The organism is Streptomyces bobili (genome assembly GCF_002154575.1).
Classification (GTDB): Bacteria; Actinomycetota; Actinomycetes; order Streptomycetales; family Streptomycetaceae; genus Streptomyces; species Streptomyces bobili.
Genome location: NZ_MUBA01000043.1, coordinates 1 through 22,286, shown reverse-complemented (window position 1 = coordinate 22,286; position 22,286 = coordinate 1). Strand labels below are relative to the sequence as shown.

General features: G+C 67.4%; 13 protein-coding genes and 1 pseudogene. 7 read left to right on the top strand and 7 right to left on the bottom strand.

Going from position 1 to position 22,286, the window contains the following annotated elements:
• Positions 1-56: 56 nt before the first annotated feature.
• From BZL64_RS04090 to BZL64_RS04080, 3 genes are read right to left on the bottom strand one after another with little or no spacing between them, the layout of a single operon-like run.
• Positions 57-2,333 (bottom strand): hypothetical protein, encoded by a 2,277-nt coding sequence (locus BZL64_RS04090; protein ID WP_086766239.1) that lies wholly within the window; start codon positions 2,331-2,333, stop codon positions 57-59.
• A gap of 31 nt (positions 2,334-2,364) precedes the next feature.
• A complete protein-coding gene (locus BZL64_RS04085) occupies positions 2,365-4,689 on the bottom strand; it encodes a hypothetical protein (RefSeq protein ID WP_086766237.1) in 2,325 nt (774 codons plus the stop codon).
• Positions 4,690-4,709: 20 nt separating this feature from the next.
• Positions 4,710-6,719, bottom strand: coding sequence for a hypothetical protein (locus tag BZL64_RS04080; RefSeq protein WP_143662976.1), 2,010 nt, complete (start codon positions 6,717-6,719; stop codon positions 4,710-4,712).
• Between the two features lie 187 nt (positions 6,720-6,906).
• Here BZL64_RS04080 and BZL64_RS04075 point away from each other — a divergent pair, with 187 nt between their 5' ends.
• From BZL64_RS04075 to BZL64_RS39725, 7 genes are all read left to right on the top strand, one after another.
• Entirely contained in the window at positions 6,907-7,896 is a 990-nt protein-coding gene (locus tag BZL64_RS04075; RefSeq protein ID WP_086766233.1) for a hypothetical protein, read from the top strand.
• Between the two features lie 42 nt (positions 7,897-7,938).
• On the top strand, positions 7,939-10,092 hold the full coding sequence (locus BZL64_RS04070) for a hypothetical protein (RefSeq protein WP_086766231.1): 2,154 nt from the start codon (positions 7,939-7,941) through the stop codon (positions 10,090-10,092).
• A 9-nt stretch (positions 10,093-10,101) separates the two neighbouring features.
• A complete protein-coding gene (locus tag BZL64_RS04065) occupies positions 10,102-12,348 on the top strand; it encodes a hypothetical protein (protein WP_086766229.1) in 2,247 nt (748 codons plus the stop codon).
• On the top strand, positions 12,345-14,717 hold the full coding sequence (locus BZL64_RS04060) for a hypothetical protein (protein ID WP_086766227.1): 2,373 nt from the start codon (positions 12,345-12,347) through the stop codon (positions 14,715-14,717). The genes BZL64_RS04065 and BZL64_RS04060 overlap by 4 nt, the downstream gene beginning before the upstream one ends.
• A gap of 190 nt (positions 14,718-14,907) precedes the next feature.
• On the top strand, positions 14,908-15,678 hold the full coding sequence (locus BZL64_RS04055) for a hypothetical protein (RefSeq protein WP_143662975.1): 771 nt from the start codon (positions 14,908-14,910) through the stop codon (positions 15,676-15,678).
• A 539-nt stretch (positions 15,679-16,217) separates the two neighbouring features.
• Positions 16,218-16,709, top strand: coding sequence for a hypothetical protein (locus BZL64_RS04050; RefSeq protein WP_086766224.1), 492 nt, complete (start codon positions 16,218-16,220; stop codon positions 16,707-16,709).
• 244 nt (positions 16,710-16,953) lie between these two features.
• Positions 16,954-17,106 (top strand): hypothetical protein, encoded by a 153-nt coding sequence (locus BZL64_RS39725; protein ID WP_158101495.1) that lies wholly within the window; start codon positions 16,954-16,956, stop codon positions 17,104-17,106.
• A 471-nt stretch (positions 17,107-17,577) separates the two neighbouring features.
• On the opposite strand, the gene BZL64_RS04045 is transcribed toward BZL64_RS39725, so the two are convergent.
• From BZL64_RS04045 to BZL64_RS39715, 4 genes and pseudogenes are all read right to left on the bottom strand, one after another.
• Positions 17,578-18,087 carry a hypothetical protein gene (locus tag BZL64_RS04045; protein WP_086766222.1) on the bottom strand — a complete coding sequence of 170 codons (510 nt, stop codon included), beginning with the start codon at positions 18,085-18,087 and terminating at the stop codon, positions 17,578-17,580.
• Positions 18,088-19,604: 1,517 nt separating this feature from the next.
• Positions 19,605-20,213: pseudogene (locus tag BZL64_RS04040) on the bottom strand (NF041680 family putative transposase); the annotation flags it as partial.
• Positions 20,214-20,805: 592 nt separating this feature from the next.
• A complete protein-coding gene (locus tag BZL64_RS39720; RefSeq protein WP_158101494.1) occupies positions 20,806-21,294 on the bottom strand; it encodes a hypothetical protein in 489 nt (162 codons plus the stop codon).
• 52 nt (positions 21,295-21,346) lie between these two features.
• Positions 21,347-22,138: a hypothetical protein gene (locus BZL64_RS39715; protein WP_158101493.1), complete on the bottom strand. Its 792-nt coding sequence runs from the start codon at positions 22,136-22,138 to the stop codon at positions 21,347-21,349.
• Positions 22,139-22,286 lie beyond the last annotated feature (148 nt).

Here is a 22,286-nt window from a genome sequence, read left to right as displayed (position 1 = left end):
GTGTGCACCACGGTCTCGGGCACGGTGTCCCGCCTCGCTCTCGTCTTCTCGTGTGTTCAGGTGACCGGTGTGACATGCAGGCTCTTGCCCACGACGGATTCCCAGGCGGAGTACGGACCTGTTCCCTTGGTCGCCACGTTGCGCCGCCGGTACTCGAACTTCGGCTGGTCCGGGCGTACCCCGGCCACCAGGTCGGAGAAGCCGAAGGGGAGGTCGAGACCCGCCTCGGGGGCGTCGCGGTTGAGGCTCACCGTCACGGCGTCGGCGGAGCCGCGCCTCACCTCCACGTCGATGCCGAACACGTCGGCGAGTTCGGGCGGCAGGCTCTCCGGATGCTTGAGCTGGTAACTGCTGACGTCCACCCGCGCCAGCAGGCCGGTGGACGTGCCGAGTTGATGGACCCGTTCGAGCATCACCGCGGGGTCCAGGCGCACGGTCACTCCGGTGAAGTCGAGTGCCAGGGAGCTCACCAGTCGGGGATCGACGGGGATGCGCTCGCTCTGGGTCAGTCTCAGCAGTACCTCCCCCTTGCCCACCGGCGGATTGGCCGGCGGCTGGAACGCGGGAGGAGCCCCGGCCGGCGCCGCTTCGGGTGGCGGCTGCACGGGGGGAGCATCCGGCAGGCCGACGGAGAAGGCCGCGGGCGTCGCTGCCGCGGCAGCGCGGTCCACGGGCACACCGGTCAACGGATCCAGGACGAGCAGGGCCGCCGTCACCCCGGTGACATCCGCCCGTACAGTGCCGGGGCTGCGCACCTTGGCGTAGAAGGGCGGTGTCCATCCCGGCGGCCAGGTCGCGGGGTCGGGGAACGGGGCGGTGATCTGCTCCGTCGTGAGGAACCTGTCGTCCGGCCGGTCCAGTCGTATGCGGACCGGAATCTCCCTGCGCGCCAGAGGCGCCTCCTCGTCCGGCGAGGTCCGCAGGTCGAGCAGCACCCGTCCGTCGACGCCGGTGGCGGCTCCTGCGGGCGGTGCGAGCAGCTGGGCCAGCAGTGTGTAGAACTCCATCGAGCAGTCGAGCACCAGCTCGAATCCGCGGGCGTCCACTTGCGTGGTCTCGCTGTCCGAACTCAGTTCCCTGCCGCCGAGGTCCTTCAGCCAGGACGACTGGTCGAACGTGGCTTTGGCGTATCCGCCCATCACCAGTTGCGGGTAGGACACTCCTTCCAGTTCGGCGATCACCGTGCGCAGCTTTTCGAGTTCGCGCGGGTCGAGCCAGGGCACCACCTTGAAGCGGACGCGGACCTTCCATGTCTGCGCGGCGGTGTCTGCGCCGTCGGCCCCGCCTTCTCGGACGAGCAGCACGCTCATGGCGGGGGTGCCCCGCTCGACTTCGAAGGCGAGCCGGTACTCGTGCGGGATCACGAAGTACTGGTTGGGCAGCGGCGACGCCAGCCACAGGCCCGCTCCGCTCTCGACCCACACGTTGTCCGGGTCCAGACCCTCCTGGGAGTCCGCGCCGCTCTTGAAGTTCCAGTGGTAGTAGATCGGCCGGTTGGGCTTGTCGGACGGCGGCAGGTGGAGCAGGACCCCTCCGCCGCCGGGCCCCAGGAGCATCGAGGCGTTGTCGACGTGGAGCAGTTCCAGCATGGAGGCGTGGATCTGCTCGTCCAGGGTCTGGGCCAGCCGGTAGGCCTGTTCGTCCGTGCCGCCGCCCGCCCGGAACTGGTCGAGCGTCTCACGCCGGGACAACTGCGCGATCTGGAACTGCTCCTCCTCCTCGGGGGTGGGGGAGGAGCTGCTCTGGTCGCGGTAGTACACCGTTGCGCTCACGACGACGGCCGCGTTCATGTCGGTGCGCAGGGTGTCGGCCATGACGGACGGGTCCACCGTGACGGCGAGCGCCAGGCGGCGCACCACACCCTCGGGCGGTGGCAGGTCGCTCACCGAGGTGAAGTCGGCGCTGGTCTCGGGTGCCGTGGCCGTGAGGACGGCCGCGAGGCCGCTCAGCGGCAGCGGCTGCGCCTCGGGGGGTGCGCCGTCCGGCCGGACCAGGTCGATCCACACGAGCAGGCTCCATCGGCCGGTGTCGTCCTCCTCCAGGAACACGGCGGGTGTCTTGGACCGTTTCGACCGCGTCGGCAGGACGGCGACGGGCACGAAGCATTCCGTTCCGTCGGCGCTTCTGAGCACCTCCCCGGACTCGGTGGGCGCGGTCTCCAGTACGGGGATCCGGTCCGCCGGGAGCTCCGCCTGGTGGGCGATCACATCGCCCAGGAGCCCCGGCTGGAAGGTGACTGCCGCCATGGTCATGTTCGGTCCGGCCGCCGCGTCCGTCAGACCGGGATCCAGGTCCAGTGCCTGGAGGTTGGAGACGTTGAGGTCATCGGTCATGACATCGCCCCTTCAGTGCCCGCTGCCGTCGTCAGAGCTCGATGACGAGCAGCTCGTCGCTGGTGGAGGTGGCGGGCACGGACTTGCGTGTGCCGTCGGTGCCGTATCCCTCGACCTCGTAGGTGTAGCTCTGGGCGGCGGGGTCCTTCAGCGTCACCTTCCAGGACGGGTTCTGCGCGGCGTTGGCGGCGGTCAGCTGGAACGTCTCGTCCTGCACGTCGTGCGTGACGGGGTCCTCGTAGCGCAGTTTCACCACCACGAGCTTCCACTTGCTCATGTCCAGTGCCGCCGCGGTCACGGACACCTCCATCAGCGAGCTCTTGACCTCACCGACGAGGACGGTGCCTTCCTGGCCGACCTGCCACTGTCCGGGTGCCGTCGTCCCGTCGGCATAGGTGATGTCGGCTTTGTACTGGAAGTCACGCTTCTTCGTGTCGGGCAGGTCGACCTCCCAGCGCCAGGAATCCGTGTTGTTGGCGAACACGTGCGTGCCCTCTGTGTGGTAATCGGCACCCTCGTCGGCGTACTTGGTGGACAGCACGATCGACTGAAGCGGCGGAAAGAGCCCTTGAGGTACGAAGGTCGCTGCCATGCGGTCCTCGAACGGGGCGTCGATCAGCAGCTTGGCCGTGGAGGTGCGCTCCGGCCCGGTGACGAGCCTGCTGCCGTTCTTGAGCAGGAACTCGCAGGAATACTCGTACTCCTGTGAGTTCTGCCCGCCGGTGTAGCTGAACCAACTCCCTTCCGTCGCCGTCTCGGTGAGCACGAGGGTCTGCGCCGCGGAGGGCAGGTTCACACCGGGAAGCTTCAGGTCGACCTGGATGGACTGCACCGCCGTCCACGGCACGGTGCCCGAGACCACCTTGACGTCGACGCAGCCGAGGCGGTCGTACCCGATGATGAGGCTCTTCTCGCGCGTGGTCTGCGGGCCGATGTCCGTCGACTGCTGCGCCGCCTTGTAGTGCAGTCTGCTGGAGTAGCTGTAGGTGTCCTTCGGCGCTCCCTGTGCGTCCTTGGCGAGGGTCGTGCGGAAGTAGTACGTCTCGTCGCCCTTCACGAAGTCGTATGTCTGCGAGAACGCCTTGACGTCGCCGGTACGGTCGTCGGTCTGGCGGTAGTCCAGCGTCACCTGGATCCCGGCGATGGGGTCCTTCTCGAAGTCGGCGGTCACCCGCACCGGGACCTGGAGCGTGTGGAAGATGGGTGTGTTGAGGTCCGCGGTCGTGAATGCCTTCTCCAGTTGGGGCTTGGTGACCATGGCGACCAGCGCCGCGTTGGGGTTCGCCGAGAACGGCCGAGCCAGGCTGCCGTGGAAGGTCATCCCGAATTCGCGGATGTCGGTCTGCTTGAACTCCTTCAGCCAGAGTTGGTTTCCTCCGGTGGGGGGTGCGTCGGGCGGCTTGAAGTTCTGCATCGGGTCCGTGCCCAGCTTCTCCTTGTTGAGCTGTCCGTTGATGACGGGCTGGGCGAAGATGTTCTTCACGTACGACTGCGTGATGTCGAGGACGAAAGCCTCCAGTTGCTCGCGCAGCTTGTCGTCACCGCCGGCGAAATCGAATTTCGTGTACTGCACATCGAGGCTGCCCGCGATGTTCTTGAGCTCCTTGAGGCTGGACACCTGCGGATAGGTCCGCACGGGGACACCATTCTGGGTTTCCACGATGGGGGCGTGTTCCTTGAGTTCCTCGTAGACGTTGTTCGCGTCGCCCGAGACGGTGACGGTGATGGCCGGCACCCTGGCGACGAACTTCAGGGAGTACGCCACATGCGCGGCGAGCTTGCCCGACTTGACGCCCTCGCGGAACAGCCGGATGCCTTCTTGCCCCAGGGCGATGGTGAAGCTCGCCACGTTCGAGCCGGAGAGGGATGGCTTCGTCTTGGCGTCGTCGCCCATGATGAAGGTCGGGCCGAGCGCCGACGGGAGGTAGAACTGCGCTTCACCGTCGACCCAGGTGGGGTAGGCGAGTTTGGGGTCGCCGCCCGTGGCCTGCCGGTACTCCGTCACGACCTGTCCGCCGACGGCGACAGGGCGTGCCAGGTCCATTGCCCCGGACAGTACCTGACCGCGCAGATATGCGGCGATCTTGTCCTGATCCGCATTGTCCACGGTGGACTCGACCGTCATGCTCAGAATCCCGCCCTCGGTCTGACCGGGGGGCAGTGGCTTGTCGATCCCGGCCAGCAGGCTCAGATCCCGTGCGAAAGCGAGAATCGTCAGCGTCGGTTCTCCGTCCGGGCCGTTCATGAGGCGGACGGGCTGGGGAACCATCCAGAACTGAAGCGGGTCCTCGTCGTCCTGGTAGATGTCCACGTGATCCACGTCGGGGACCACGAACTTGTTCAACAGGTTGAGCATGACGTCTCCTTGACAGCCGTTCACGCGGGAGGGAGCTGCAGAACGATCACCGGGTCGGATCCAGGCGTCTCTGGCGTGCTGCGACGCTCACCGTCGCGCAGGTAGAAGGTGGAGGTGACGGTGTAGCGGTGCGGCGACTCAGCGGTCGTGTCCGACACGGGCAGCCGCAGTCCGACGCTGGTGGGTCGCTCGGGCGTGAACATCACCTCGTGGGTGTCCGTCTCCCCGGCGGAGCCCGGTATGCTCAGGGTCGTCTTCACCAGCTTGACCACCGAGAAGTCGACGAGGTCGGCCACCACGGTGACCTCCAGGACCGCGGCGGGCGCCGGTCCGATGTGCAGCCGCTCACCGTGGGGTGCTTCCTTCCAGGCATCGACGGTGGAATGTCCGTCGGCGAAGAGGGTCGTCACGCGGTACTTGAGAGTCGAGGCGGCCGTGTCGGCGGACCCGGTCGGCCAGTTCGCGGTGTCGGCCTCGGGTGTCAGCCGCACGGTGTTGGCCGATGTGTGGCCGGAGCCGTCGTTGCTCTCCAGGTCCACGAGGAAGGCCGTGATGCCGTCGAGCCACCCGGCCGCGCTCAGTCGTACCGGCCGCCGGACATCCGAGGGCGGCGGAAGGATGACCGTCCGGTCCGTGGCCGGCGCCCAGTCGACGTCGGTGGTCCGCCCGTCGGTGAGATCGTAGGAGAGCCGTATCTCGTACGGCCTGGTCACCGGTGCGTACAGGGCGCGTTCATAGCGGTGGGCAGGGTGCGCGGCGTCGAACTTCAGGATGTCCTCGACCCGTTCGACACCGCGTTCGGCGTCCTCGTAGCGGAGCCCCACCTCTACGTGACGGACCGTCGCCCAGTCCAACGAGGCCGCGCTCAGGTCGATCACCAACCAGCCGTCCGTGTCGACGCTGATCAGCACGTTCTCCATGTCGGTTCGTATCTCGGGCAGTTCCATCACAGCGCTCGACGCCGCGAAGGAGACCACCGGCCGGACCGTGACCGTGCGGCCGAGGGCGGGGTCGACGGGACACACGAACCGGTCGGCCGTCTCGTTGTCGGTGAACACGGCGGAGTGGTGGCGGTCCCCGTAGTCGACACGGGCCGTGACCGCCGCGATGCGGCCCGAGGAGAAGTCGGCATTGCACCGCGTCACCATGCGTCGCTGCTGGAAGATCGGATCGGACAGATCGACCGACAGGAAGCATCCCTCGTCACGGGGCAACTCCAGCGCGTCCAGGCTGCCCCCGATCTCGAAGGGCCACGGCAACCCCGCGGAGCCGGTGAACTCCGCGTCGATGTCGGAACCGGGCGGCGTGCCGTGCGGCGGCAGCCAGGGCGCGAGCCAGTCCCATCCCCAGTCGATGAACGTCCGCAACAGTTCCGGATCGCCGTTCGCCGGCCAGTCCAGGACCTCTACGCCGGCGGCGGAGGCCTCGACGAGGGCGCCCCGCACGTCGGGGACGGCACTGAGCCGGTCCCACAGCGCGGTGACATCAGTGCCGCGGGCGTAGGCATGGACCCTGCCGTCAGGGATGCGGGCCATGGCGTGCATCCGGTAGGAGGCCTGAAGCGCGGGCTTTCCCTCACGCAGTGCTTCCCATTGCACAGTTGTCGCCTCGGGCGTCAACGCCGCCTGGAACGCCGCCGGACTTGCCCCCGACAGCGACGGCTGCGCTTTCACGGGCCCGTCGTCGCCGTCCACCGCGGAGCCGAGGAGGGAAAGCGTCGCTGTTCCGTCCAGCCAGAGCGGACGGTCCATGCGAGGTTCGACCGCCCCTGCACGGCTCGCCCGGGCGACGGTGATCGCCTCTGTCTGCTCCTCCGGCCGCAGGGACAGATCCGTTTGCAATTCAATAATTCCGCCGCTGGAACCACCAGGGGCGGCGGAGCGATATCGCATCAGTGACAGCACACTGACGCCACCGGAATCCCGCCTGAGCCGGGGAAGCGACGCGACCGCGTAGAAGACCTGGTCGAGCTCGTCGTCGGCGAAGAGAGACCAAGTGGGCCGGGCGACGAGGGCCGGGAGGAGGAGCACTGACGTCCACCTCTTCTCATGCGTTCGGGCGGAACAGGCTCTAAACTCAATATGAGCACAATCACCCACTAGGGGCAAAATGTTCCCCGATTCTCAAGCGCGAATCGTCGTGACGCGGCTCGACCCTCCGACGGTCCAACTCCTTCCCGGCAGCCCCGCTTTGGACATCTCCGCTCAGGGTGTGCCCATGGCGACGCTGGTGGGGACAGAGACGTCCGCATCCGTGCAGATCAGCGCGCACTGGTGGCCGGACGAGAAGGAGACCGCCGCCCTGGTGGCGGGAGCGGCCGAGAAGATGGACGTGCCGACGTCCTCCGTGATCGTCACCCCAGGCCCCGTGACGGTACGTCATGTCACCTTGGTGGCCCGACAGGAGGGCAGGGAGGAGACCGTGCTGACATCGTCGACCTCCTCCGGGATGCCTCCGTACACCGCTCTCCTGACGGGGTCTCTGCCATCGGCCCTGCTTCCCGTCGTGCGGGAGGCGCTCAACGGCCGGCAGGGGCGGCTGCTCGTCCGGTTCGACGGAGCTCTCGGAACCGATGAGGTGGTCCGCGAACTCGACGTCGGTGAGGCGATGAGTGATGTCCCGTCAGGCGTGAGGCACATCTTCCTGACCGGCACGGCGACCACGCCGCCGAGCACCGACCCGGCAGCCCCCGCCGCAACGCTGCCGCTGAGCGTCACGGCGGCACTGGACGCCGCCCCGGTCCGAGCGGTCGACCTCAACGGCACCGACAGCGAGGGCGCCCCGTGGACGGTGACGTTGCAGCCCGGCAGCCCGGTCCCGGAGCAACTGCAGACCGCGGAGAGCCTCGAGATGGTCGTCCACGGTGCGAGCGGCAAGCCCTATCGACGTACCCTTCGGCCCGGCGCCTCCGGCTGGACCATCGACGAGGCCGCCCTGGGACTGGTGACGGTCACCTGCCAGGCACCGGGTCGCACCGACGGGGCGGTCCTCGTCCTGGACGTCTGGTACGAACCGGCCGGCGACGGGCTGCCCGATCACCGCACCGTCACCCTGGGCGCACCGGATTGGACGGCGTCCTGGCTGGTGGCCAGCGCCCAGGACGACCTCGGCGGAGAGCTCGTGATCGACGTGACGGAGACCACCGCCGACGGCGTCGCCGTCCCGAAGCACACCGTCCATTCCACCGACCCCCAGATTCGGGTCTGAGAGCCGCCGGCGGCTGCCGAGCCCGGCCGAAGCGAGGACAGCATGCTCCAGATCGACAAAGCCCAGATGATCTCCGGCGTCCAGGTCTACGGCGACCACGCCAACCCGGCGCTGTTCTACGCGGTGCCGCAGATGCCGTCCTTCCGCTGCGACCCCGAGGGCCGGCCCATCTTCATGTATCTGAAGTACCGCGAGCCCAGGCCGGGTCCCCTGGGCAAGACCGGGGGCGGCTTCACGACCTTCGACACCCAGTTCGCCCTGGACGACGCCACGCGCCAGGTGATCATGGAGACACTGCGCCAGCAGGTGGGGGCCGATCTCGCCGACAAGGTCTCCCTCGGATCCATCACCTGGGCGAACGGCACAGCCCACATCAATCTCTCCGACGTGAGCGAGAAGCTCGTCACCAAAGTCTGGAACCCGGTGAGTCCCTCGCTGTACGGCGACAACGTCACACCGTTCACGGTGGAGGTCCCCGACTTCGGCGCCACCCTCTTCGCCGAGGCCATGCAGGGCAAGGGCGGCATCGTACAGGTCGCCTACGGCATGAACGGCTGGGTGAAACTGCCCGCAGTCACCGGCTGGGGTACGTTCCACGGCTTCCAGTTCCGCCACTTCGTCCAGGACGCCAAGGACGACGCCGGCTGGGGCGACGACTCCTTCTCGGACAAGATCACCGAGCTGGCGGTCAACTCCGACGTGATCAAGACCCACGTGGACGCGGGTGTGGGGGCCGACCCGCAGATGGTCGCCAAGATCGAGGAGAGCATCCGGCGCACGGTGCTGGACATGGCCACCAAGCGCATGGCGGAACAGATTCCGGGCTACACCGGTGACCGCAGCGTCCTGGAGGACTACGAGAGCATCCACCGCGAGTTCACCAACATACGCATCGACGACTTCCGCATCGACATCAGCCAGCAGACCGCGGTGCTCTGGCCGTTCAATCCTCAGGGCACCCTGCCGAACATCACCACTCTGGTGGACAAGAAGGGCCAGCCGATCCAGTGGGCCGACCACTACCGCGAGATCCGCCTGGACGATCCCTTCTTCCGCTCGTTCACCGCCCCGGTGCGGGTCAACGCAGACTTCAAGGACGGGCTGGTCCACAGTGTGGACCTGCACGTCGAGTACCAGGCGGACAAGCTGGTCACGAGCGACTACCACTTCGAGACACCCAACCAGGTCGAATCGTTCTCCTCCTACACCGACAGCGGCACGGAGGAGTACCAGTACGCATTCAAGGTCAACTACAAAGGGACCTCCGCCGTCTACAACGCGCCTCCGGCTCCGAACAAGGGCCCGCTGACCCTCAATGTCGACGATCTCGGCGTCCTGGAGGTGGAGGTGCAACCCGGCAACCTGGACTTCGAGACCGTCGCCGCGGCCACCGTCACCCTGGAGTACACCCCGTCCTCGGGGAGCCCGATCGGCGACCAGGTCGCGTTCACCAAGGAGAAGAACGCCGAGCAGACCCTGCGCTGGGTGATCACGGAGAAGCGCGACCGCCCGATCCGGTATCGCGTCGACTACCGGATGCCCAGCGGCCAGGTGATCGAACGAGACTGGACGGACGCGTCCGGTCAGCGCATATGGGTGAGGTCGCCCTTCACGAACGTGCGCAAGGTCAGGGTCTTCGCCGTCGGCGACCTCACCAACAAGATCGACTCGATCGTCTGCGACGTCCGGTACGAGGATCCGGCGAGCGGGTACGAGTGGAGTGCCAACCACGTCCTCAAGGCCGCCGAGCCGTACAAGGAATGGTCGTTCCCGGTCCTGGAGAGCGATGTCGGCACGGTCACCTACAGCGCCATCGTGCGCTACAAGGACGGCAGCATCCGCGAGATCCCCGACACGGTGTCCGAGGACTCCACGATCACCGTCGGCGACCCGGTGGCCGCGGTCGTGGCGGTCACCATCGCACCCGACCTCGTCGACTGGAGCACGAACGCCCTGGTGAAGGTTGTCCTGACCTGCGACGGCGGTAGTCCTGGGCAGCAGAACACCCAGAGCGTCGTCGTGCGCAAGGACAGCCAGCCGCAACCGGTGGTGTTCTACCTCACCGACGCCGCCGCGACGAAGGACTTCACCTGGACCGCCACGTACTACCGCGCCGACGGCACGAGCGCCGACACGGCACCGGTCACCACCGCCGACACCAACCTGCTGTTGCCGCGTCAGGCCGTCGCTCCCTGAGGGGTCCCCATGCTTTCCCTGGCTCCGCCTTTCCTGTCGGTGAACGGCTTCAGTCTCTTCTCCGACCACGCCGATCCCCTCCAGTGGTACTACCTCCCGATGGGGCCCTCGATCGCGGTACGCACCGAGGGCGGCACCCCCGTCCCCGTCTTCTCGCTGCTCCAGTTCCGCGGCATGCAGGAAGACGTCACCGGCGGCCTGCTGAACTTCGACGTGGTGCTGGGCCCCCATGCCGAGGTCCTCGACCAGGTGCTGGACGACGTCGCGGGGCAGATCCAGTCCCAGCTGGGCCTCCCCGACCGGCCACGTCGTCCGGTGCCGGTGCCGGTCGAGGACGGTTCGGTCAAGCTCGTCCTGCTGGACAGCCAGACCGGTGACGAACCAGGCGGCCAGGACTTCGTCGAGCGGATCATCCACCATGCCAAGCCCAGCCTGTACGGGGTGAACCAGGCCGCCTTCTCGGCCCGGCTCGACGCCGACGGCGCAAAGCTCATGGACGCCTGTCTCGACGGTGCCATCGTGCCGATCGGCGTCGTGTACTCGCTCGAGTTCCTTGCCCTGCGCCCCGCGTACACGGTGACGCTCAACGTCCAGTGGAAGCAGCTGAAGGAACGGCTCGACAAGGCCTTCGGCGTCTCGGGCGTGTTCCTCTCCAGTCAGGTCACCGAGGAACTCGACCGGCTCCGGGACGAGCGGATCATCGACATCCAGGACGATCTGTTCATCCCGGAGGGCGAGGCCGGAAAGGGCGTGATCGCGGACCACGGCCGGGCGGTCTCGGCCGTCTACGACATGATCACGGACGCCCTGTTCGAGGTCAGCCTCCCCCCGCGGCCGGCGCCGGACGGCTGGGACAAGGCCGCCGGGCTCGCCACCGACTTCGGCCGGGTGGCGGTGACCGGCGGGCTTTCGCTGCTCGGCTCGTACAGCTACCGGCGTGACAAGTCCGTCCAGGAGGTGGAGAAGACGCTGAACGTGCAGATGAGCCAGCGCACCGCCGTACGCCGGACGGTCCACCCACAGGGACACCTCAGCGGCATCGCCGACCTCATCACCGCGTCCGGACGCCCGCGGAGCGACTTCGTCCGCGGCGTGTCGCTCGACGACCCGTGGTTCAAGAAGCGCCAGGTCGAGGTCGTCTCACGGGTCCAGTTCCCCAGCGACTACCTCACCTCCGTGGCAGTGGACCTGCGCTATGGAGGCCAGACCACCACAGTGCTGCTCGACGAGACGAACAACTCCGGCACGGCGCAGTGGTTCAGCCAGGTCGACGACGGGAAGCTGGTGACACCGGTACAGGTGGACGTCACGTACCACCTGAAGAACCCCGAGAACTACACCCTGCCCAACGAGATCAGCGCGAGCAGCGTCGTGGACGGTGAACGGGCCGAGATCCGCCCCGATGACGTCTTCCGTCTGGCCAAGGTCCTGATACGGGCCGAGGGCCTCACATGGGCCCACTGGAACGGTGTCACCGTCGAACTGCGCTACGAGGACAGGACGCTGGGCGCGTCCGGCCAGTACGTGATCGACATGACCGAGCAAAACCCGGCATGGAACTGGTTCCTGTTCCTCGCGGACTCCTCCCCGAAGGTCTTCTCGTACCGTCTCACCTACCGGGGGCGGGACCGGCAGGACGTCGTGCGTGAGTGGGCGGAGTACGACGAGACCGACCTCCGGATCGGCGACCCCTTCCGCGACACGCACCAGCTCGCCGTCCGGTCCTTGGCGGACTGGAAGACTGTCAGCGCGCTGCTCGTCGACCTGCTGTACGAGGATCCGGCCAACCAGGTGCGCCAACAGGCGTCCATGGAGTTCACCGCCGACAAGGCGGGTGCCCAACTCTTCGAGGTTCCGCTGCCGGATCCGACGCTGCGGCGCGTGTCCTACCGGGTGACGGCGCTGTTCGTCGACGGCCATCAGAGTGAGGTGCCGCAGTCCTCCACCGGCGAGCGCCGTCTCATCGTCAGCCCCGACATGCCGGTTCGCCAGGCTGTGGTGGTGCGCGTGGACACCTCGGCCAGTGCCGCGGCCGGTGTGCGGGAGGTGCTGGTCCAGTTCGCCTCGCCCGGCACGGACACCGTGACCGCGAGCTACCCGTTCACACTCCACGCCGGAGCTGTCGTCCACGAGTACACGGTGGCGGGAACGCCGGGATACCGATACCGCGTGACCTACCAGCACGACAACGGCGTGACCCGCGAGGGTGCGTGGACCGACACGAACCTGCCCGTACTCGATGTACCCGGTGCGTGACAGCGGGACTGGAGGTCTTCGTCATGCTGCAGATCGGCACCACATCCGTGCTCGTCGAGGGCGTCGAGGTGTTTCCCGACCACGCCGACCCGAACCAGTTCTGGTACCTGCCTGCCCCGGTCAGGCTGGCCCAACGGGAGCAGGGGCCGGCCTTCACACTGATCACGTACCGGCCTGCCGCCGTCGAAGCGGGTGCAGAGGGCGGCGGTTTCCTCATGTTCGAGACCGCTCTGACCCTCGATCCGGGGACCGAGGCGATCATCAAGAGCAAACTGTCCGAACGCGCTCCGGGCACCGTCCGCCTGTCCCCGGTCCCCTTCGACGAGGGAGACGTGCAGTGTGTCGCCCTCAACGCTCAGGGACCCGCAGGCACCGTCGCGCAGCTCCCCGAGGGGGCCTTTTGCGCCGTGGAGACCATTCTCGGCGCGGCGGTTCCCTCGTTGTTCGGGGAGAACACCGCGATGTTCAGTCTCACGCTCTCCGCCGAAGGCGCGAAGTTGCTCAAAGAGGTCTTCCGCGCGGGAGGCAGCCCCGTCGGTGTCATCTACCGGCTGAAGTTCACGGCACTGCGCCCTGCCCTCTCGGTGACGATCACCGCGAACCTTCGTCGGGTGTACAGCGAGCTGGCCGTCGGCCTGGACGCCCAGATCTACTGGGCTCATGTAGGGCTCGAAGCGGCGTTCCAGAAGCTGCGTCAGGATCAGGTCATCAAGATCAAGATCAATGAGTTCACGACGGACGAGGACAACGAGGAGAAGATCCAGCGGGCGCTGGACATGTTCATGAATCACATCCTCGGGCAGTGGTTCGAGCCCAGCCTGAGCCCGCGTGACCTGCCCTCGCCCGGCCCCAGACCCGCCGCCGCGGGCGGCCCGGCCACAGCGGCCGTATCCGCGCGTCCCGCAGGCACGGCTTCCTCACCGGCGCAGCCCCGCTCCGGCGTCTCCGGGCCGGCGGCTCCCGCTCGGCCGGTCCCGACGGCGGCCACGCCTCTCACCCGGCCTGGCGCTGTGAATGCGGCGCCCGTGGCCGCGCAGCCCGTGGCGGGCGGGGCCTCCGGTGGCGGGGCGGTGGGAGCTGCCGGCCCGGCACCCGCTGCTCCTGCGGCAACCGCGCAGCCGGCGAACCCGGCGGCCCCCGCACCGGCCGCTCCGGCTCCGGCCGCTCCGACTCCGGCTGCACCCGCACCGGCACCGGCCACCGCCGTACCGCGCGCGCCGACCCCGTCAGCGCCGCCGCAGGCTCCCGCAGGGGTTCCGGGACGCACAGCGGCGCCTTCGCCCGCGTCGGCCGGTGGTGTGAATCCGGCGATAGTGTCCTTCAAGCTGCGCTACGGCATGCAGACCGAGGACAAGGAAGTGTCCTTCACCTACGACCGGGCCGAGGCCGTACAGCGCACCTACGCACCCCAGGGATTCTTCAGCACGCTCGCCGCCGATCTGAGCGGGCCACCGCATGTCATCGACGTCGACCTCAGCGACGACTTCTTCAAGACCATCACCGTGCGACTGCTCGGCGCGGTGGACTTCGCAGCGATGGGTCTGACCAGCATCGCTGTGACGATCCGTTATGGCAGGCCCGAGGACGACGGTGGCGTGCAGACCTTCGACCGGCTGATCGACGCGGACCATCCGGCGCCCGAGCCCGTCAAGTTCTTCATGAACCGCTCGATGGACACGACCTACGCCTTCCGCGTGGAGTACCACTTCGCGGCCGAGTCCGGCTGGGAGGGACAGAGCCTGACCTACGTACGCGAGGGCACGAGCGAGCACCACACGCTCTCCATCGACCCGCACCAGTTCCTCGGCTTCCTCGAGGTCGAGATCGCCGCGCACGACATCGACGCGGACGTGGTCGACGAGACCCGGGTCGAACTGACCCGTCAGGAGCCCGACGGCTCGGTACTGCGTGGCACCCGCACCGTCCGGCCGGGCGCCAACGCCACGCAGTGGAAGGTGCGTACGGCGGACCGGCACGAACTGACGTACACGTACCAGCTCGTGCACACGATGACCGACGGGTCCGTCATCACCGGCGAGCCCGTCACCACCGGCGCCACCCAACTGGCCGTCAACGACCCCTACCCCAGCCAGCTCGACATCGATCTCGTTCCGGCATGGAACCCTTCCGGGCTGAGATCGGTCTTCGTCGATCTCCGTTATGCCGACCCGGAGGCCGACTATCACCGTGACAAACGCATAGAACTCGACCCCGCTCAGACCACGACCCAGCACACGTGGATCGCGCTTCCCGATCGGGACAAGCGCGAGTTCTTCTACCGGTTCACCTTCGTGCACTCGGACGGAACCTCCACGCAGACCGACTACACGCCCACGAGCGACTCGCTCGTGCCCGTACGCGCGCAGTGACGCGCCGATGCCCTCCGACACGGCCCTGTGTGCCGCGCTTCCGCCCGAGGTGAGCCGGTCCCTTCCCCTGCTGCGCCCCGGGGCCCGGGACTGGCTACCGAGGCTCCTTGCACCGGTCACCCGCAGCACCCGAGCGGACCGCTGGTGCGCGAGCCGCCTCACGCCCCTGGGGTTCCCCGTCGAGCTCAGCGTGACCACGTCCGCCCCCTGGACGACGCGGTACACGACCGAGTTCGTCTCCCCGGAACAGGCACCTGCCGACCGCCTCGCCGCAGGACTGCGCCGCTTGCGCTCACTGGGGATTCCGTCGCCCGACGAGGGCCTGACGGCGCTTCTCCTTCGCGCCCACCGACAGCACGCGCTGGTGTGGGGGGCATGGCTGAGCGGGCGGCACGACGACGCAGGCGACCGCTTCAAGCTCTACGTGGAGGTACCGAGGGGGGCGGCGATCCGGGTCGAGCGGGAGATCACCGCGCGTCTCGGCATCCTGCCGTTCCCCTTGCCGGAGGGCAGACTACGTCTCGTGGGCCTTGACGCGGCCTCAAGTCACCCCGAAAGGTACTACCGGGTCGGTCGGCTCACCATGTCGGACATACGAGGCCTCGCCCCCGTGCACCTGCGCGCCCGTGCGGACGCTCTGTCCGCAGCGCTCGGTGATCTCCTCAGCCGGTCTCTGGGCGAGGACTTCTACGGGGTGAACGCCAACGTCACACTGACTCCCAGTACCCTGACGATCTGCGGTCCGGCCGTCAGTTGGCTGGGTCCTGACCGAGCAGCCCGCGACCGACTCCTCGCCTTCGCCGCACGCTCACGTCTGGATCTGAGTCAGTACGCTGCCCTGACCTCTGGGTGCACCACGCACGAGCACGGTCACCACGGGATCCTCTCTCTGACCCTCGGTCCTGATCCCGACATACGCCTGACCGTCGGGTTCTCGCCGTTCGCGGTCAACTCGCCGTAAGATCCGCAGCATTGTTCCCCGAACGCGACCGCCGGCCGTGCCGTCCTTGCCTTCCGGGGCGTCGGCGGACCGGCGTCACCAGACACCGGAGCAGCGGTACGGACCTCGCGGCCTTCGAGCCGCCCACCGCCACGCACCACGGCGGCCACCGCTCGGCGTATCCAGGACATGACCGAGCGGCCACCGAAGCAAGCTGACGCAGCCGGACGACGCCAGAGTCCAGTCCGCGCCCGGGACTTGAGCGCGGCTCGCGCGGTGCGGCTGACGCTGCTTATGATGGTAGAGGTCATATCAGTGCAGACTTCGCGACCCGCACTGGCAGAGAACGCAGGGTGCCGGACTTCCGCACCTGCATGGATTCCGTGTCCAGCAATGGGAGAATCGGCCAATCCGGCTATCGCACACGAGAATCCTGATGATCACCCATAGACATTCTGGGCCATCGACCCCCGCGACTCAGCAGCCCATCGGGCTGTCGGAACAACCCCTCGGCGTGACCGGCATCTTGGCGCGACCGAGAAGGTGAGAAGGAGTAGACCGTGGGTGAGGTAGCAGACATCATCAAGGCGGCGCATGACATCTTCGACAATGGCGATGTGCCGATCACTGTGGACGAACGCAGCCTCGGCATGGCGTACGCGATTCCCCGTGGCATGGAAGGCACGGTAGTGGAGACCTACTCACCTTGGCACGAAGTCGAGATGAAGCAGGTGTTCTACCGGGAGTCGAGCGTTTTCGGGGAGCCATTGGCCGAAATTCAACTGATTATGAACTGGAAGTATTCAGAAGCTCAACAGTACATCATCGAAGCCTATCTGATGAAGAATATCCTGATACTCGACCCGACGGTCAGTGTCAAAATCGGTGTGCGCTTCGACAATCCGCAACTCTACGACCAGGCACTCGAAGCCTATCAAATTCCGTTCACCGTGACGGTGAACTACGACGCGGTCGGTGCCACGAATACGGGCCTCTACCGCGGCCTGATCCGGGCCGACGGGGCAGGATCCTTCCCGCCGGAAGGCGCATGAATCCGGATCAAGCACGAGGGATTGCCAGGAGCCGTGGCGCCGAGGGCCGTGGTGGCGCCGGCGATCAGACCGTTGAGGGCGGTCCGGGACAGTCGCGGCGGGCGGCGGCGTTCGCAGCGGGGGTTCTTGGCCCATAGCTCTGCCCCTTGATGTGCGCGGGCGACCGTGGCCCAGGGCACAGGCGAGGGTTCGCGGATCGGCCGCGTCCGGTGTGGACAACTGACAGCATGAGCAGGCCGGGAATTTGACCGAGGATCGCAACGCCTGCACCGGCCTGTACGACGAAACGAACCAGCCCTGGCGGTCGCCGGCCGGGGTGACCGAGGATCGCAACTGCAGCTCGCCCACGCTTATCTCCACCGGCGTGGCCCTGGCGGTCGCCTTCCGGGGTTATTGAGGATCGCAACGCCATCCGCGTCGCCGAGCACCAGGTGACGGCTGTGCTGGCGGTCGCCCTTCGGGTGGCGGTCGCCCTCTAGGGTGATCGAGGATCGCAACCTGCCCGACATGGGCTACGACCCGGCCACCGTCGACCTGGCGGTCGCCCTCCGGGGTGACGGAGGATCGCAACCGCGGCCTCGCCTGGAGCGGACCGCCAAGCTGGCGGTCGCCCTCTGGGGCGGCCGAGGATCGCAACTCGCGCTGGCTGTGATCGGACATGCGGGCGCAGATCAGGCCGTAGGCACGGTGGCGGGCGCGGCACAGCCGGGCCAGTTCCTCAGAGGTGGGCGTCGTGAGGTGGTCGGGAAGGTTCTGGGCCGGCCGTCGTTGTGCGGGCCTGGGTGCCTCGGCGACGCTCGACGGCGTCCCGGCCCGCGCCAAGGAGGCGGACCCAGCGCGGGTCGCTGTCCTCCTGGTCTCACGGCCTCTAACCCAGGTACCACTGGGCGGCTTCGGCGTACTTCTCGACCGTCACGGTCGGAGTGCCTGGCTCGTATCCCGGTTTGACGCAGAGGGTGTGTGCTGTGCCCAACGCTGTGTGCGGTGGATGCGGTAGCAGTCCTTCAACTGGTAGCCCGATCCTGTACGGGCTGCGCCTGTCGCACCTTCGGATACTGCCGTCGACTTGGAGGAACTCTATGGACGCGGGGTCCCCGTATTCGGTGATGTAGTAATCGACGACCCAGCCCTGGGCGAGGGGTGTGTAGTCGTCGACGGTCTCCCACTTGGCGAACCGGTTCTTGCGGCGCTTGACCTGCTCGTACTCGTAGACCGTCTCGGACTGCACTCCGTGCCGGCGCATCAGGTCAATGAACCCGCGCGCGGCCTCGGCACCTGCGGCGAACAGTTCGGCCCGCCGCCGCTCCTCGGCCTGCTGCGCGGCATTCTCCGCGCCACGCCGCTTCTGCAGCGCGCGCTCGATGTCGTCCGCGGACACGTTGCCTCCCCGTCCCCAGTCCCGCCTGGCAGTAGCCGGCAGCTGTCCCGGCCATGCCCGGCGATCCTACGGAGCCGGGCTGACCCGCAGGGCACGATTGACCACATACGTCAGGCTTCTACATGTCGCGTACTTTCCCCTACATCACGCGTGCGAGTACTGGGCGGGTGAACGCTTCACGATTCGGTCGGCGTACGCGGGGCAGGGCCGAGCTAGCGGCGGGGCGGCCGGTGCTGCTCGCGGTCAGGGGATGCATGGTGCCCGCGACCCCGGAAGCGACCTTCAGGTGCGTGAGGTGTAGCCACTTTGCAGCCGGTGAGACCGGGTTGAGCGCGTGCGGGCTGTGCGGGTGCTGTTCCTGGGGCGATCTCCAGGCGCCGCTTGGTCTCCTGTCGGACCAGCTCGCGGACGTGCTGCAGGAAGGCCTCGCGTTCGAGGGTCGCCCGCTCATTTGGGCCTCGTGTAGAGGGGAAGGACACACGCGGCCAGTGCCAAACGGCGCGGCGGGCCAGCTGCGCCAACATCGTCGGCGGGAACATCGCTCAAGTCCCACAAGACGACAGCTACCAGTACTGCGACGGCGCAGAAATCGGTGGTGGGATCGGTGGCCTGACCGGCCCCGGCCCTGGTCCCCCAGCTAAGACTTATCCGGCCGATCATGTGCCTGATTGTTGTTCGGCGCCAGGTCAGCCATTGTCGTCAAAGAGAATGCAGATCGATACGGGGAATCTGGGTGACCACTTCTCCGTAGTCGAATCGTACGCCCGTGCATATCCGTTCTTCGGGGTGCCAGTGCAGGGGCCACGGAGGAGCGTGTCGACGTTGATCCACCCTCCGGCGAGGAAGGGGTGATCCCTAGCCGTTACCCATCTCTTGAAATACACAGTGCCGTTGTTGTGTTTCACGGTGACGTAGACCCGACCATTCTCGGTGAAGCAGCCGCCTTCCACCTTCAAGTGGTTGGCGAATGTGTAGGTCGACACCCATGGCGGAGTCGGTGCACAATTCACCTGAGTGACCGCGGCGTGACTGGCCTTGGGCGTTGCGTGCGCCGATGTCGCACCAGGAGCAGCGAGGCAGAGTGCGGCTCCCATTGTGGTCGCCATAGCTGCAGTTACCATCCGACTACGACGCAGATTCGAGTGGGCGAGGATATTCATGAGTGTTCCTCGTGGGTCAATGGATTCGATGAGTCGAATCCATTTTTTCGAGTGTCAAGCAAGGTAGTCAAATCCCTGTTGGCGGTTCTTAGTGGATGAGGAACCGCCATGATCCGGCCGACTGGCCGTCGAGTGAACCGAGTTCGGAGATATCGTCATGTCCTTTCAAGCAGCATACTGCGCCTTGAGGAGCGTGGTAGTTACATGGAACGACGTAATTGAATGCTGAAACTTGTCCAATCGATCAAATGTTTAACCAGTTGGTAAGGCTGCCGTGATCACGGTGCTGAGGTAGACGGCCGCGCTTGCTGTAGCCGCAAGTGATCGGCCCTGACAGGCCCTAAGCTTGTTCTTTATCTACCAGGATCTTCCAGGCTTGCCGATGGCCTTGAGAGTCTCGGGGCGTTTGACGGTCTTGCCGACGTCGTAGCGGGGTGCCCGGTGTTTGTTCTTGGCGCCGGGTGGCCGTCCGGGGCCGGCACCTCGGGGTTTGGGAACACGGGTCGGGCAGGCGAGGTGGGCGCGGCTGTTCCGAAAACCTCGGCGGACCCGGGCCGGGGTGAGTCGATCGGAGGTGGCGGGTTTCTCCCAGGGCCGGTGGAGGTCCACGGCGAGGGGCCGGGCGAGCAGGAGTTGAGTGTGAGCGACGATCAGGAGCCAGGTCCAGCGGTCCGCCGCCTCCGGGGTGCGGAGTTTCGGGGTGGTCCAGCCGAGGGTCTGCTTCGCGAAGCGAAAGGTGTGCTCCAGATCGAAGCGGCGGAGGAACGCCTGCCAGAAGCGGTCCACATCATCGAGGGTGGCGCCGGTCTTCGATGACCATAACCACACCGACGGAGCGACCCGTTCCTTGGACAGGTGCTCGACCTCCAAGCGGACCAACGTGCCATCCGTCGAGGGGAGTTCACCCTGTCTGAGCCATGAGGAACGGTGAGTGAGTCGGGGGTGGACCCGGTCCCATGCCTGGGTTGGAAAGCCAGCGGGACGTCCTTCTCGATGCAGAGTTGCAGGACGCCCGCCAGCTGGCGGGCGTCCTCGATGTGTTGCTGGAGGAACTGGTCGCAGCCCTCCCGCGCCCACTGGTCGGTGATCGCCTCCAGCCGGACCAGAATCGACGCGCACTCGGCAGGAGAGAGGTCGTCACCGCCGTCATCCGGATGATCGAGGAGTGGCTCCAGAGCTGTGGTCGCGCGCTTGTCGGCCCACACCCGGAACGAGATTGGTGCCAAAGCGCTGTGGTCCTTGTCCTCCAGCGCCGAAACCAGGCGTTCGCCGACCGGTGGCGCAGGTCCTGCGTGAGAGCGCCGCAGTGCTGGCGCGCCACTGTCGGCCCGCGGGATAGGAAATGGCTACCTGCTGCCCGGACCCGCGTTCTACCGTGGGCGGACATGAGCACGCAGGCCTTCAACGGCGTCTACCTCCGGCCCCTCCTCCACACGATCGAGCAGGCCCGCGGGGAGGGCGCCTACCGGCAGCTGCCCGCCCCGCACCCGGCCAGCAGCCTGGCCGCCGACGATGCCCCGCTGGGTCCCTACGCCATCGCGCACCTGGTCCATAACTCCTACGCGGCCGGCCTGGCCCACGCCGATGCCCTGCGCCGTCTTACGGTGGCTGGTGAGGTCGACCCCACCAGCCCCTGGACCCTGCTGCGCGGCGCGCTGGAGAACTTCGCCACCGGCCTGTGGCTCCTGGACGGCGCCGGCCGAGACGAACGCCGGCACCGCGCCCTGTCCTTGTGGGACGAGGACATGCGCAACCGTAGGGTGCCGCCCGCGTCGAGAAGGGCGGCGAGGGCCTTGTGGTCCTGTTCCAGCACGAACAGGACACCAGCCACCAGCCCTCCGGCGCGGGCAGGACCGGCGCGCAGCGCCGCGCCGAGATCAAGGACATCGCCGACCGCCTCGGCCTGCTGCGAGGGGGTGCGGCCGGTTGCTGTCGTCGCCGTTGCGGTGTCCTTTGTTTGGCGCGGGTTCTTGGCGCCGACCAGGTCGGTGACCTGGCGGCGGGCGGTGCGGATCGCCACTGACCACCACAGCCAGGGGACGGACATGACGGCCTCGTCTCCCCGAATGCCTATCCATACCGGCTGGTCGGCATCCGCGTCAGAACGCGCCCGGGGTGTCCAGCGGCCACCTGTCCGGCTCCGACGGACGGCGGTAGGCCATGGCCCGGCCGAGCCGCTCGCGCCGCGCCGCGTCGAGGGCGGCCTCGGCCGGGTGCGGCAGAAGGCCTCGGCAGTACTCCGCGAACCGGTCCCGTCGCTCCGGCCAGACGATCATCACCACCACGTGCAGAACCAGCGCGAATACCCCCCACGTCAGCAGGCCCGCGATCACACCCACCAGAATCTCCGCAGCATTCGCGGAGAACGCCCCGGTCGCGTACATCAGTTGGGCGGCGAGCCACCCTGCGAGCAGCACGGCGACCAGAATCGCGGCTATCTGGAGGCGGTCCTCGGCGTGCCCGGACCAGCGCGGCCACCTGGCGTCCTCGGCCCGCAGGAAGGGATCGCGCCGCCGGCAGTGCTCGGCGTCCACGTACAGCCAGTTCAGCGGCCACGGCCCGGCGTGCCCGCGCAGCGTGGCCAGCACGGCGGCCGGGACCGGATGCTCCGGCGTCCGGGCGGTGTCCGCGCCTTGGTCGGTGACGGCCACCTGTCCGTCCTCCTCGATCCGGATCAGATCGATCAGCAGCAGTTCGGCGGCGGCGGCCCGGTCCGCGCCCTGGGAACCGTCGATCGTGGCAACCGCGTGGTACGGGTCGACGTGCGCCCCGTCCACCCGCGCGACGACGGCCCGGTCGGCCCGATCCCGGATCCACCACAGCACGCCGAGCACGGCGTACACGACGCCGACGGCTGCCAACACGGCGATGGCCAGGTTCACTTGACTCACGGTGCTCTTCCTCTCGGACGCAGACGCCGACGGAGGCGGCGACAGGGACGACGGCAGGGACCCGGCGGACCAGGTCACGTGCCGGAGTTTCCCGTCCCGCGACGAAACCATGTGTGACACACGTCCGTTCGACCCGACCCGACCCGAC

Excerpts from the sequence above, each read along its gene's own strand:
- BZL64_RS04070 (WP_086766231.1), top strand. The coding sequence starts at position 7,939 with ATGCTCCAGATCGACAAAGCCCAGATGATCTCCGGCGTCCAGGTCTAC.
- BZL64_RS39720 (WP_158101494.1), bottom strand. The coding sequence starts at position 21,294 with ATGTCCGTCCCCTGGCTGTGGTGGTCAGTGGCGATCCGCACCGCCCGC.
- BZL64_RS04065 (WP_086766229.1), top strand. The coding sequence starts at position 10,102 with ATGCTTTCCCTGGCTCCGCCTTTCCTGTCGGTGAACGGCTTCAGTCTC.
- BZL64_RS04090 (WP_086766239.1), bottom strand. The coding sequence starts at position 2,333 with ATGACCGATGACCTCAACGTCTCCAACCTCCAGGCACTGGACCTGGAT.
- BZL64_RS04075 (WP_086766233.1), top strand. The coding sequence starts at position 6,907 with ATGGCGACGCTGGTGGGGACAGAGACGTCCGCATCCGTGCAGATCAGC.
- BZL64_RS04085 (WP_086766237.1), bottom strand. The coding sequence starts at position 4,689 with ATGCTCAACCTGTTGAACAAGTTCGTGGTCCCCGACGTGGATCACGTG.